The sequence below is a fragment of the uncultured Acinetobacter sp. genome, from assembly GCF_947624825.1.
Lineage (GTDB): Bacteria > Pseudomonadota > Gammaproteobacteria > Pseudomonadales > Moraxellaceae > Acinetobacter.
The window spans coordinates 1-13,310 of sequence record NZ_CANQLZ010000059.1 but is presented as its reverse complement, the minus strand read 5'-3'; the positions used below and the strand labels follow the sequence as shown (position 1 = coordinate 13,310).

12 protein-coding genes and 2 tRNA genes are annotated in these 13,310 nt (G+C 38.4%); 7 read left to right on the top strand and 7 right to left on the bottom strand.

Annotated elements, in window-relative coordinates:
• Nucleotides 1–137: 137 nt before the first annotated feature.
• Nucleotides 138–491, bottom strand: a complete 354-nt coding sequence (locus Q0017_RS11620) for a hypothetical protein (RefSeq protein WP_298146960.1) — start codon at nt 489–491, stop codon at nt 138–140.
• A 127-nt stretch (nt 492–618) separates the two neighbouring features.
• Entirely contained in the window at nt 619–2,259 is a 1,641-nt protein-coding gene (locus Q0017_RS11615; RefSeq protein ID WP_298146956.1) for a tetratricopeptide repeat protein, read from the bottom strand.
• A gap of 467 nt (nt 2,260–2,726) precedes the next feature.
• Between Q0017_RS11615 and ahpC the strand changes: the two genes are divergently transcribed.
• On the top strand, nt 2,727–3,290 hold the full coding sequence (gene ahpC / locus Q0017_RS11610) for an alkyl hydroperoxide reductase subunit C (RefSeq protein WP_298146953.1): 564 nt from the start codon (nt 2,727–2,729) through the stop codon (nt 3,288–3,290).
• A gap of 52 nt (nt 3,291–3,342) precedes the next feature.
• Here ahpC and Q0017_RS11605 read toward each other — a convergent pair whose 3' ends face one another.
• Nucleotides 3,343–4,263, bottom strand: a complete 921-nt coding sequence (locus tag Q0017_RS11605; protein WP_298146950.1) for a LysR substrate-binding domain-containing protein — start codon at nt 4,261–4,263, stop codon at nt 3,343–3,345.
• 55 nt (nt 4,264–4,318) lie between these two features.
• The gene (ycaC, locus tag Q0017_RS11600; protein WP_297423294.1) at nt 4,319–4,945 is read right to left on the bottom strand and encodes an isochorismate family cysteine hydrolase YcaC; all 627 of its coding nucleotides are present in this window, start codon (nt 4,943–4,945) and stop codon (nt 4,319–4,321) included.
• Between the two features lie 231 nt (nt 4,946–5,176).
• On the opposite strand from ycaC, the gene Q0017_RS11595 reads away from it, so the two are divergent.
• The 3 genes from Q0017_RS11595 to Q0017_RS11585 all read left to right on the top strand — a co-directional run bounded on the left by Q0017_RS11595 (nt 5,177) and on the right by Q0017_RS11585 (nt 8,548).
• Nucleotides 5,177–6,061, top strand: coding sequence for a pirin family protein (locus Q0017_RS11595; protein WP_298146946.1), 885 nt, complete (start codon nt 5,177–5,179; stop codon nt 6,059–6,061).
• 378 nt (nt 6,062–6,439) lie between these two features.
• Nucleotides 6,440–7,738: an FAD-dependent oxidoreductase gene (locus Q0017_RS11590; protein ID WP_298146943.1), complete on the top strand. Its 1,299-nt coding sequence runs from the start codon at nt 6,440–6,442 to the stop codon at nt 7,736–7,738.
• A 3-nt stretch (nt 7,739–7,741) separates the two neighbouring features.
• The gene (locus Q0017_RS11585) at nt 7,742–8,548 is read left to right on the top strand and encodes a cyclopropane-fatty-acyl-phospholipid synthase family protein (RefSeq protein WP_298146940.1); all 807 of its coding nucleotides are present in this window, start codon (nt 7,742–7,744) and stop codon (nt 8,546–8,548) included.
• Nucleotides 8,549–8,597: 49 nt separating this feature from the next.
• Here the strand turns inward: Q0017_RS11585 and Q0017_RS11580 are convergent.
• A tRNA-Thr gene (locus tag Q0017_RS11580) sits at nt 8,598–8,673 on the bottom strand.
• Nucleotides 8,674–8,799: 126 nt separating this feature from the next.
• The gene (locus Q0017_RS11575; RefSeq protein WP_298146938.1) at nt 8,800–9,033 is read right to left on the bottom strand and encodes a hypothetical protein; all 234 of its coding nucleotides are present in this window, start codon (nt 9,031–9,033) and stop codon (nt 8,800–8,802) included.
• A 275-nt stretch (nt 9,034–9,308) separates the two neighbouring features.
• Here Q0017_RS11575 and Q0017_RS11570 point away from each other — a divergent pair, with 275 nt between their 5' ends.
• A complete protein-coding gene (locus Q0017_RS11570; protein WP_298146934.1) occupies nt 9,309–10,244 on the top strand; it encodes a YDG/SRA domain-containing protein in 936 nt (311 codons plus the stop codon).
• A gap of 47 nt (nt 10,245–10,291) precedes the next feature.
• Here the strand turns inward: Q0017_RS11570 and Q0017_RS11565 are convergent.
• A tRNA-Ser gene (locus Q0017_RS11565) sits at nt 10,292–10,382 on the bottom strand.
• Between the two features lie 121 nt (nt 10,383–10,503).
• Between Q0017_RS11565 and Q0017_RS11560 the strand changes: the two genes are divergently transcribed.
• Together Q0017_RS11560 and Q0017_RS11555 are read left to right on the top strand one after the other, a co-directional pair.
• On the top strand, nt 10,504–12,384 hold the full coding sequence (locus Q0017_RS11560) for a potassium transporter Kup (RefSeq protein ID WP_298146931.1): 1,881 nt from the start codon (nt 10,504–10,506) through the stop codon (nt 12,382–12,384).
• A 101-nt stretch (nt 12,385–12,485) separates the two neighbouring features.
• The coding region (locus tag Q0017_RS11555; RefSeq protein WP_298146928.1) for a hypothetical protein at nt 12,486–13,310 on the top strand (825 nt) is incomplete at its 3' end.

The following is a 13,310-nucleotide window of genomic DNA, read 5'->3' as shown; positions in this document are numbered from 1 at the left end:
CATACCAATTAACTCAGCAGAATAAGCCAAAAATTCAAATTATAAAGTCATTGGCTTAAACAGGATTCGGGTTATTTTGATAGTGAGGCTCCAAACATTGTTCAAAGCCTCATCCTGATAGAGAATAATTTAAGAATTTACGCTTTAATTAAGGGTAGCTCCTCAGGTGGGCGTTTTGTTTCTTTAGCGCATTTGGTTCGAATGTTTTTAAATCTATTCTCCCCACTTTCTAGTCTTTTTATGTTTCTAAATTCAGTAGCTGCCCGTAGAGCTGCATCTTCAAAAGAACATGTTTGTGAGTCACGTATCTCTTGAGTCATTTCTGATAAAACAGCTTCTTCACCAAATTCTAAGCAAGCCATATTGAAATGATAGTGTTCTTTACCAGCCTTATATACAGATTCTGCTGCTAATGTTGCGCGCTGAACTTTTTTCATATTTATTTCCTCTTTTAATAGGGAGTATCTATTAAAAATTAAACCTTGTTTCAATTAGAATCATATATTTTATTAGCGTGTATATAGATTCCAGAGTTTAGGTAAATCATAGTTTTTAAAGAAAAAATTCTAAAAAAACTATATGTGTGATGGATTAAATTAAGCTTTTGTTGAGATATTTTTAATTTTTCAAAATCCCTAACACTGTGAGACTATCGGTAGAATAGTCATAGTGTGTTATAAGATTTTTATTGATTACTATTCCAAAATTAGCTAATTCATCTAAGACGGCATTCTTTACTTCTTGAGATAACTCAATCCCTTGATGGGCTGCTTTATTAAGCCAAAAATATGACTCGAGAAGTTTCTCAGAGTTATCGCTGTAAAATTCATACAGATAGTAGCCTAATTGATGCTGGCATTTACTATGATTTAGCTCTGCACCCTGATGGAAATAATTTATTGCTTTATCATAGTCTGGCTCTATAAGTTCACCATTACTATATAAAATACCCAGCATAAAAGCTGCTTCAGGCTCCTTGGGCAGTATTTTTTCTAAAATTTCTGATCCTAAAGCGATGTCTTGTTCACATTTGATACCTGCAGAAATTGTACAAGCTAGGATAATTCGATTCTCATTAGTAATTTTAGAGCGATCTAGAAAATCAAAACCTAATATGGTATTTCGTGGTTTAATAGTACTGCCTCGTAGGTAAGCATTGGCTAAATGCTCAATAGCTAAATTTGATTGAAATTTTTCAGCCAAGTGGCATAACTCAAAATAATAATTTGTATATCCATGTTCTTCAAATTCAAATTCGATTGCTAGTTCAATACAATCTAGATTATTAAATTGAAGACCTTTTGCTATTAATTCTTTTGCTTTATTAATCTCTACAGCCCCGCCTCGGCCATGTAAATACATTTTAGCTAGGCATCCTATTGAGTCATCATTTCCTAAAGCGATCGCTTTTTGGTGGTATTCTCTAGCTAATTTAGGGTTATATTCAAATATACCATCTAGATCGTGACCATTACCTAATGCATGCAATGAATGATTATCACCTAAAGAGGCTGCACGTAAATATAACTCCTTTGCTCTTGTTAAATCTTTTTGAACGTAGAGTCCCTGACGGTACATATAGGCCAATTGATTTATAGCTTCACGATGATTTTTTTCAGCACAAGTATTGAAGCGTTCATATGCTGTCTGATAATTATGATCAATTAAAGATAGTAAAGCTAATAGAAATTTAGCTTCGATATCACTATTAGTTTGATCAAGCTTCTGCAATAAAAAGGATGTATTTGTACCTCCTTTTTTATCAGAAATATACTGTTCACCAATTAATTTTTTTAGAAAAACTATTGTAAGAGGTGACCTTTGATCAACGAGCCATTGACATTTACCCATTGAACTTAGGAGGGGCATGTTGTATTTCAAAAAGTTACATAAAGCAGGACTCTTATCTTTTACGACAAATTCAATATAATTTTCCCAAATAACTTTAAATTCTGAAGGAGTGATTTTAAAATCTTTGGAAGAAGGCCATGGCCATAATAATGCAGGTATATTGAAATCTATTTCAAATTCCTTAGAGATCAATTTTGGCAATTTTACAATCACAGACGGGGTAATAATCAGAGGATTCTCAGGAGAAAATTCAGCTCTGAAAGTCTTATAATCATCAAAATTAAAAGCTTTCGCTACCAAATCTAAAATAATATATTGTTTACACTGGAGGTTATTAAAGCTACCAGAAGAAAGATAGTGTTTTAAATTACTTGCTAAACAAGTAAGGTGTTTTTCTGTATGAATCATAATAAAACTCACAAACCATCAACTACAGGTAGTTCATAAAATTGCCTATAGTTTCGTAAAAGATGATTTGGTTGTTCTAACTACAAATTTTTTTGTAATTGCCCAGTCCCCGCACTAATCTATTTTTACCTATTAATAGGCCGAAAAGCACCTGCGCTTTTTTACAATAAGTAATGGTTACTTAAAATGCAAGTATCAATTATCATATTTTGACCTATAAATTTAACAAAATTATATACAAAATTTCATAATATATTGATATTTATAAAAATATATATTTTTGGTATTTATATCCGTTTTAAGGTCTAGCTCATCCAAGCCCATCTTCGGATGGGCTTTTTTATGGTGATTTAAATCTAATAATCCGATTAATTTTATAAAAACAAACTGTTTTACCTATTTTTAATTTCGACGTATTCTAGCTTCACAGATAAGCAATCCTCTTAATGCAACAAAAGGAACATCACATGAGCTTGATCAATACTGAAGTTAAACCATTTAACGCAACGGCTTACCACAACGGTCAATTCGTTGAAGTTTCTGAAGCAGATATGAAAGGCAAATGGTCTGTCGTATTTTTCTACCCAGCTGACTTTACCTTTGTTTGCCCAACTGAATTGGGTGACTTAGCAGACAACTATGCTGAATTCCAAAAATTAGGCGTAGAAATCTACGGCGTATCTACTGACACACATTTTACGCACAAAGCTTGGCACGATACTTCTGATGTCATTGGTAAAATCCAATACCCATTAATCGGTGATCCAACTTGGACGTTGTCTAAAAACTTCGAAGTACTCATTGAAGCTGCTGGTCTTGCTGATCGTGGTACATTTGTTATCGATCCTGAAGGCAAAATCCAAATCGTTGAAATCAACGCAGGTGGTATTGGCCGTGATGCATCTGAATTACTTCGTAAAGTAAAAGCTGCTCAATACGTATATGCACACCCAGGCGAAGTTTGCCCTGCAAAATGGAAAGAAGGCGAAGCAACACTTGCTCCTTCAATTGATTTAGTGGGTAAAATCTAAGTCCTGATTGGCCATAAAAAGCAAAACCCAAAGCCATGCGCTTTGGGTTTTTTTATGCCTCATAGCCGGGCAATTGCTTCAGCTGACGTAATTGCTCTACTAAAAACTCAATTAAACGACGCATTGCCAAGCGTTGCCCTTTACGTGAGGCATACACCAATTGCACCATCCCAATATTAGAGCACCATTGCGGCAAAATATGCACCAAACGTCCTGCGGCAATATCATCTTGTACGGTTAAATAAGGCAGATCAGCAATGCCTAAGCCATCCAGTGCTGAATAGTATACGCCGGCTAAATCATTGCTTTTAATACGCGGTGTCAAAGAAATGCTGGCAGTGGCTTTGGTTTGTAAATGATAAAGTTGCCAAGAATATTGAGATTTTTGCGTACCCAATACAATACTTGGAAACTGAGCCAAATCATCAAAATTTTCGATGTGTTTGTCTTGCAATAAATGCGGGCTTGCCACCAAGCAATGTTGCGTTTTAATCACATCACGAATGACTAAACTTGAATCTTCTGTAGATTGAAAGTTGGTACGAATGGCTAAATCTAGGTCATCGTGGAGCACATCTACCCGACGACTGGTCAGCTCAAGTTCAAGCTGCACTTTAGGATATTGTTGTAAAAATTGATTAAGTAAGCTACGTACCTGAAACTGCATCATCATGGTCGGGCAGCTGATTTTAATTAAACCTTCTGGTTCACTCACTTGTTTAAGCAAGACATGATCGGCACATTGCATTTGCGCGACCACTTTAGCGCATTCTTCGTAAAATTCTTGACCCAAAGGCGTGACTTTAAAATGACGGGTAGAGCGTTGAATTAAGGAAATATTGTATTTTTGTTCTAAAGCCAAAATGCGACGGCTGAGTTTAGATTTAGTGATTAAACTCGCTTCACTGGCTGCACTAAAGCCTCCGTGTTTGACCACCAAATAAAAATAATAATAGTCATCTAAGGTGTGCATGGCATTCTCATAAAAAAACAGCCCAAGTCAAAGGGCTTGGGCTGTCATTGTAGCTTTATTTATCTTGGTTAAAATAGCTATAACTGGTCATCAGGTTACGATAATCTGGAATATGTGCTGAGAATAAAGCACCTAAACCTTCAACGTCGTTACGCCAATCGCGGTGTAATTCACCTGCTGCGCCAAACCATGTCATTAATTGTGCGCCCGCTTGGCTCATACGATTCCATGCTGCATCACGGGTAATTTGATTAAATGTACCTGATGCATCGGTAATCACAAACACATCATAATCTTCTGCTAAAGCAGATAAAGTTGGGAAAGCCACACAAACTTCGGTGACGACACCTGCAATAATCAATTGCTTTTTGCCAGTGGCTTTTACGGCATCAACGAAATCTTGGTTGTCCCATGCGTTGATTTGACCCGGACGGGCAATAAACGGTGCATCTGGGAACATCTCGACCAATTCTGGCACTAAAGGACCATTTGGACCTTGTTCAAAACTTGTGGTTAAAATTGTCGGTAAGTTGAAATACTTAGCAAGTGCGGCCAAAGCCAACACGTTATTTTTAAATTTATCTGGGTCGATATCACGTACTAAAGACAATAGACCAGTTTGGTGATCCACCAATAAAACCGCAGCATTGTCTTTATCTAAACGTACATAAGGCTTAGCCATGAGAAAACTCCTTGTTGGGTCGGAACTTGATTTGTTATTACTGTAAATAAAATTGTTATATGGCAGAAGACGAAAAAATAGGATCGTTTTTTGCAAAAATAGGATAATCGATTGCTTAATAAAATATAAACAGTGATTGTGTTAAAAATATGACACAGCTTCCCAGTTTGACCTCTCGTGCTGCCACAACAATAGACTTAAGCTAAGCACAGATTATTTTGGGAGTGCGTCATGAAAAAAGTGATTGGTGTTTATCATCAGCAACAGGCTCATTGGGTCGGTGATGGGTTTTTAGTGAAGAATTTATTTTCTTATGACCGTTTAGGTCAGGCACTCAGTCCATTCTTGTTATTAGATTACGCAGCACCACATCATTTTAATCCCACGCACGCACAGCATGGGGTAGGTGAGCATCCGCATCGTGGTTTTGAAACGGTGACTTTGGCCTATCAAGGTGAAGTGACTCATCAAGACTCAAGCGGTGGTGGTGGCACCATTCATGCCGGTGACGTGCAATGGATGACCGCAGGTTCAGGTGTGGTACATGAAGAATTTCATAGCCCTCAGTTTGCGCAACAAGGTGGTCTATTTGAGATGGTGCAGTTGTGGATTAACTTGCCTGCCAAAGACAAAATGACACCACCAAGCTATCAAGCGATTCAAAGCACACAAATTCCAGTGATTGAGTTGCCCGAGCAAAGCGGTCATTTACGTGTGATTGCGGGTGAGTACCAAGGTCATACAGGACCTGCAACTAGTTTTAGTCCAATTAACCTATGGGATGGTGCCTTGGCCCAAAATGCTGAGCATACCTTTACTGTGCCACCCGATCACACTACGTTATTGGTGTTACTTGAGGGTGAGTTGTTGATTAATCATAGCCAAAAAGTACAGCCAAATTCGGTGGTGCTGTTTGAGCGTAATCAAGATACTCAGATTAACGTATTGGCCGCGCAGCATAGTCGTTTTGTGTTACTCACAGGTGAGCCACTCAATGAACCCATTCAAGGTTATGGTCCATTTGTAATGAACACTGAACAAGAGATTTTCCAAGCGTTTGAAGATTTTAAACAAGGTAAATTTGGACAGCTAAAAGTTGCCGAAAAAGTCAATTAATTACTTGAAACAAAAAAAGAATAGACCTCGCGGTTAAGCGAGGTCTATTTTACGCTGTAACTGGTCATATTTTTGTATTTCTTATCATATTTTATTTATTTTATGTGAAATAAATCAAACTTTTGTACCATATTATGATAACCCTGTTCAATTTTTTTGTAAATTTTATTCTCTGATTTTTATGTAAAAATTTTAACAATGCAATTTTATAAATTTTATCTTTTGTTCAAATTTAAATCTTAAAACCAATAAAATTCATTTGAATTGTCTTTGACCAAGCCTGTTACAAAAGCTTTGAATATGGCATTTTTTAATAGCTTGTTTTGCATGCCCTTGGTTCATAATTTTGTCATGTGTTTTTGACGGACGGATAATAATTTGGATATTGCAATTATTGGTAGTGGCATGGCTGGCTTGGCTACCGCAAGAATTCTTAAAGATGCAGGACATAACATAACAATTTTTGAAGCACTGCCAGGACGCGGTATGGACAGCCATAGTACCGAGTTTGAAGGTGGCTTAATTGATGCGCCATTGCGCGTTATGAACCCCAATCTTTGGAAAAATACCTTAAGTCTTGCCACTTATTTGGGCATTGGTACTTTTCCTGTACGTACCTATATGGCGTGCAGTTGGCTGTTTGAAGATCGTACCGAAACATGGTTGACCACCACGCGTACTAAAATTGGCAACTTCCCCATTATTAACAACCGCAAAGGTATTCAACAATACGGTTGGCGTTTGGTTAAAGGGATGTTGCAGCTCAAAACTGCATTGTCACAGTTTTTTAAATCAGACAACCAAGACATCACCTTAGCTGAATTTATTAATCAGCATGATATTGAAGAAGTATTTTGGCACGGTGCGGTCATGCCTGTGCTATATACCATTTGTACCTGTAATCCAAAAACCATTGGTGATTGGCCGGCTAAACCTTTGTTAACCTTTTTACGTCAATTAACTGACGGTGATGCTTTATTGCGTATGCAAGGTGGCACGCCTGCTTTGGTCAATAAACTACTTGAAGGGGTCAACATTAAAAGCGGTTCACCAATTGCATTGGTATCTCAGCAAGGTGAACAAGTCGCTGTGAAAAATGCTGATGGTGAGCTTGAATACTTTGACCGTGTAGTGGTTGCAACACCAACCACCAAGATTGAAGAATTCTTAGATCAAACTCAATTTAAGGACGATATTGAGTTACTCAGCAAATTTAAATTTGAACAAGGTGATTTGGTTATTCATACCGATAACACCGTGATGCCACCTAAACGTAAAGATTGGGCAGTGTTAAGTTATATGATGGATCGGAAATTTACCCGTCAGCAATTTACCGTGTGGCTCAATGCGGTAGAGCCAAGTTTAGTGGGTAAAAATCCTGTATTCCAAACTTGGCGTCCTGTTACAGAGATTGACCCGAAAAAAATTATCTCGCGCGTCACTTTGACCCGTGCGGTGGTGGATTCAGAAACGGTATCGTTAAATAAGCAAATCCAAGCGCGTCATCGTGATGCCAACCGTAAAGTATTTTATTGCGGTTCATGGTCATGCGATGGTTTGCCAATTTTAGAATCGGCAGTGACCTCGGCAATGCATATTGCGGAAATCTTTGGTGCACCATTGCCGTTTGTGGGCTTAAAGCCTAAAGTTGAGGTCGCTCCACAACTCGGCTACTAAATCATGTTCCAAGCGTTACAGGCGAAATTACTGCCACATAAATATGCCATTAATACGGCAATGTTAGGTGATCAGCACTTATTGGCTTGGAGCAATTTAGGACTATGGCAAGCAGGCGATGATTATCGTCATGCTTGTCAGGCTTTAGCCATACATTTAGCCAACTTGATTGATTTAAATTCAAACGACATTTTGCTTGATCTTGCCTGTGGGCAGGGTGCAAGTCTACAGCTTTGGCAAAATAGCTATAAAATTCAACATATCAGTGCAGTTGAATTACAAGCCAAGCATGTGACACAACTCAAAAATCATGCGCTATTTTTAAATTCAATTCTGTGTGATTCATTTTTAAATTTAAACTCAAACAGCTTTAGCCAAAAATTTAGCGCCGTGCTGTGTATAGATGCAGCTTATCACGTCAATTTAAATTCATTTTTAAACGCAATAACTCAAGTCATGCAACCACAAGGTCGTTTGGCGTTTCATAGCTTAATGTTGAGTGAGGAATTTTTAAATTTAAAAGCCTGGCAACAGAAAAAATATGCCTATTTGTTAAAAGCGGCAGATGTGAATTTAAAAGATTTAATGACTCAAAATGAACTTCACAGCAGCATCATGCAGCATGGTTTTCAAGAGCTATTGATTCAGGATTTAAGTGAGGGCGTATTGCTAGGATTTGCAGATTATATCCAACATGCCAATTTAGACTTACAAGGCTTAGATGGGTTTAAAATTGCCATGACAGCTAAGATGTGCCGTAAATTATGGCAAGATGGTTTAGTGCGCTATGTGGCAGTGGCTGCATTTTGAGGCTTTAAAAACAACAAAGCCTCACAATAAAGCGAGGCTGAGTATAAGATGGTGCCGGCACACGGATTCGAACTGTGGACCTACTGATTACAAGTCAGTTGCTCTACCAACTGAGCTATGCCGGCATCTTGAGGTGGCATTTTACAGAAATTTACTACGTATGCAAGCCAAAAAATAACCAACTAAATCAAATCTTAAAAAAAACTCAGTTTCTGAGATAAAGAAACTGAGTTTTTTTGATTTTTTATACTTTAAAATGACTTATTGCGTAAGATTTGATCTAAATCATGTGCACATTCTTCTAAGGTGAGTGCCATATCAATTTGCATTTGTGGTTTAAGTTCATTGGCTAATTTTCTCCATTGTTCAATCAAGCGAGATGCTTTTTGGATTTTATGTTTATTAATATCTTTGGCAATGGTTGGGGCATATCCACCACGTTTGGCATTTTTTATTTGTTTTGCATAGTTTGTGCTGGTATTCATTACAGCTCCTATAACATTTGTTTTTGTATGCAGGCCTTAGCCAATTTGATTGTGGTAAAAAATTATTGCAGTGATATGAATTTATTGATTTTTAAGTATGGAAACTCGCTGTATTTTTTCTTTAATTATTATGCAGATTTTGTGCCAAGGCTTGAGTTTTGGTTTTAATCATTCTGAGCGACAGATTACGACGCAATAGGACTATTTAAAAGAATTGAGACTGTCCATAATTTACAAAACCGAGATAATTCATCACGCAATTAAATGAAGAAATTATGACAAAAGACAACGCTCAAAAAATGCAATTTGGTCACTTTCATGAGTTTCCTGTGGGTACCATTTTTAAGGGTAGAAAATTTTTAAAAAAATATGGTTTACATTTTCATATTCAAAATGGAATTAGTTACACCGTAGATGATGCAGCAGATGCGATTGTATTATCTGGTGGTTATATCGATGATGAAGATCGAGGCGATAACATTATATATACGGGTATGGGAGGACGTAGTAAAGATGGTCGTTGCCAAATCGAAGATCAAACCTTTACTAAAGGGAATCTGGCCCTCGTCCTAAATCATGAACAGAACATCCCTGTGCGTGTATTTAGTCATGTGGAGGGAACCAGCAGTAATTATGTATACCGTGGTCTTTATAAGGTCAGTCGTTATTGGTCAACTCAAGGTCAAGACAGTTTTAAGATCTGTCGATATCAATTGACTAAGATAGACGAGTTGGCTTTTGTTCATCCGCAGCATATTCAGGTAGCTGGAGATGATCTAGCCAATGGTCAGATTGTACTTCCTGCAAAAAGAAGAACAACAAGTCATTCATTTATTGTACGTGATATTAAACAAACCAGAAAGGTCAAGGATTTGTACCAGTATTCTTGTCAAATATGTGGACTTCACATTGAAAATTTTAGAGGCAAGAAACATGCAGATGGTGCGCATATCAGAGGCTTAGGGATACCACATCACGGTCCAGACACAGCCAATAACATTCTTTGTCTGTGTCCTAATCATCATAAGATGTTTGATTTTGGTTCTATTGTGGTAAGAGGTGATCTAAAAGTGATTGATCTGCTGTCTGGCAAAGAAACGGACTACTGCTTAAACATCAAAAACGAGCATCAATTAGATCGAGCACAACTTGAGTATCATTATGATTTCTTTACGGCATTGAAAAGTGATTATTTAGAGGAAATTGCATAAAACATAAAAAAATCCCCAAACCTTTTGATTTGGGGATTTTAAAATTTTGGCGGTGAGAGAGGGATTCGAACCCTCGATACGCTATAAACGTATACACACTTTCCAGGCGTGCTCCTTCAGCCACTCGGACACCTCACCATGCGCGGTGGATAATACCCAAAAAGCGCCACGCTGCCAAGCGAATAACAATTGATTTAGAGAAAAACTTAAGGGGCAGTGCTATGATTTGGAAAAATAGTCTGTAAAACGAAGACATAATATGCAAAGTACTGCAAAAAAAGCTGCGCTACCGGTCATTACCTTGGCTGCGCTTGGCGTAGTGTTTGGTGATATTGGAACCAGTCCACTGTATGCCTTAAAACAATGCTTTCAAACCGCGCATCTTGCGATTACGCAGGCCAGTGTCTTGGGGATTTTGTCGCTGATTTTTTGGTGCATGATGCTCACCATCAGCTTTAAATACATCACCATCATTATGCGGGCTGATAACAATGGTGAGGGCGGTATTATGTCCTTGTTGGCGCTTATTTTACGTGCCACAAAAATCGGTGAAAAAAAGCGTTTGTATATCATTGCTTTAGGTTTTATTGGGGCATCACTGTTTTTTGGTGATGGTATTATTACCCCTGCAATTTCGGTGCTTTCAGCCATCGAAGGCTTAAGTATTGCCACCCCCATGTTTAATGATTGGTTAGAGCCTTTAGCGATTGGTATTTTAGCCGGCTTATTTTTGGTACAGCGACATGGTACGGCTACCATGGGCAAGTTTTTTGGCCCTTTAACATTGCTGTGGTTTGGCTCCATTGGTGCGGCGGGGCTTTGGAGTATTATTCAAACACCACAAGTCTTACAGATGATCAATCCATATTGGGCGTATCATTTTGTGATGGATCAGCCTTATTTGGCTTTTTTAACCATGGGCGCGGTCATTTTAACCATGACTGGCGGTGAAGCAATTTATGCCGATATGGGGCATTTTGGTCGCTTACCAATTCGTCTGGCATGGTTTATTGTGGTGCTGCCATGTTTATTACTCAACTATGCCGGACAAGGCGCTTTATTGTTACGTGATGCTAGTGCCATTGCCAATCCATTTTATTTACTGGTGCCTGAATGGGCGTTGTATCCAATGATTGGTTTAGCCACAGCGGCTGCAGTCATTGCTTCTCAAGCGGTAATTACCGGCGTTTTCTCCATGACCAATCAGGCCATTCAACTGCGTTATTTACCACGTTTAACTGTGCATCACACATCCGATGTTGAGCAAGGGCAGATTTACTTGCCGTTTATTAATTGGGTGTTGTTTATCTCTGTAGTCATTTTAATTTTACTCTTTGAAAACAGCGCCAATTTAGCCAGTGCCTATGGTGTGGCAGTCACCATGACCATGCTATGCGGTACGATTTTAATTAGTGTATTGGCTTATAGTTATTGGAAATGGCCACTGTGGAAAGTGCTGGTTTTTGCCACGCCATTTTTGTTGCTTGATTTGATTTTTGTAGCGTCAACCTCAGTTAAAATTATCTCAGGTGGGTGGGTGCCGATTTTAATTGGGGCGGTGGCCTATACCTTGCTTGTGACATGGAAAGATGGACGCGAGATTGTACTTAAGCGCTTATCGCGTGATGCACTACCAATGTCGTTGTTTATTCAAAGTATTGGTTATAGCAATGAAACCCAATTCGTGCCGGGTACAGCAATCTTTTTAACCGGAACGCCAGACTTAGTGCCTCATGCGATGCTACATAATATTAAGCACAATAAAGTCTTGCATGAGATGAACGTGATGGTCACGGTAATTACCCGTGATATTCCTTATGTCGCGGATGATGAGCGCTTTATCAGTGAAAAGATGAATGCGCGTTTTTATCGCATGACCTTGTATTACGGTTTTAAAGATCAACCCAATATTCCAAAAGCGCTTGAGCAAGCCTTTGCCAGTACCCATTTAGATTACGATTTGATGCAAATGAGCTTCTTTATTTCACGTGATCGCCTGATTCATAGTGTGGGTGATGGCTTAGCGCCATGGCGTGAAAAACTATTTATCTCGATGCAACGCAATACCAGTCCGGTGAGCGATTTTTATAAAATCCCACCCAATCGTGTAGTGGAATTGGGCAGTCAAATTGTCATTTAAAGCCAAAATTTATGTTTAAAAAATCAGTGCTGCGGCACTGATTCTTTTTGCTGTACTTGTGGCAATGGGGTTGTTAAGCTTGCGCTCGCTGTGGTTTTTTGATGATGAATGTTGTGCCTGTGTCTGCTCGTTATAAGTACTTTTGGCTAAAAATTTTGCTCGCGATTGTAGCAATCTTAAGCTTTAGTATTGTCCTGATTGAAGAGCGAATTTGGACATGGTGGCAGCAAGACCAACAGCTTTGTGATGCTGCTGTGTATGCTAAGCAAGCCCCCATTTTTTACCAAAAAGATATAGATCTTGATAGTTATCGTGCCTGTGGCAATCAAACGATGCTGCTATATTCAGGCATTAGTAAAACTCCATTGTGGGTGGCGCAATATTTAAGTGCCAAGCCCCAAAATTCTAATTCCAAGCTCAATATTCCAAACATCGCAAATTATCACCAAGCACATCTTAAAGATCAGCACAGCACCGATTATGTTTATACAAATTTATTATTGGCTCACCCAAGTCATGACCCGTTTGCAACATGGCTGCAAGTGCCATTTCAGTCTTTAAAACAAGCCCAAAAATGGCAGCAAATTGATCAAAGCTTAGTGGGTTTAAGTCGCTATTATCACCAAGATATTTACGTGGTTACAGGCACTGATTACAGCACCATGCCTATAGACAAAACACCTGAAAATGTATGGTTGCCACATGGCGTTTATAAAGCGGTATATATACCAGAAACTGGCGTGATGGGTGCATATTATCTAGATCATCAAAAGGCTGACCCTCAGATTGAACAGATGAGTATTTGTGCTTTAGAACAAAAACTCAGCATGCAATTATTTCCACAATTAAGCGCTGAAAAAAAGCGTGATGTGTATCAACTCCCGATGCAAGCTGATCTAGATTTTGACTGGCAATATGCCTATTGG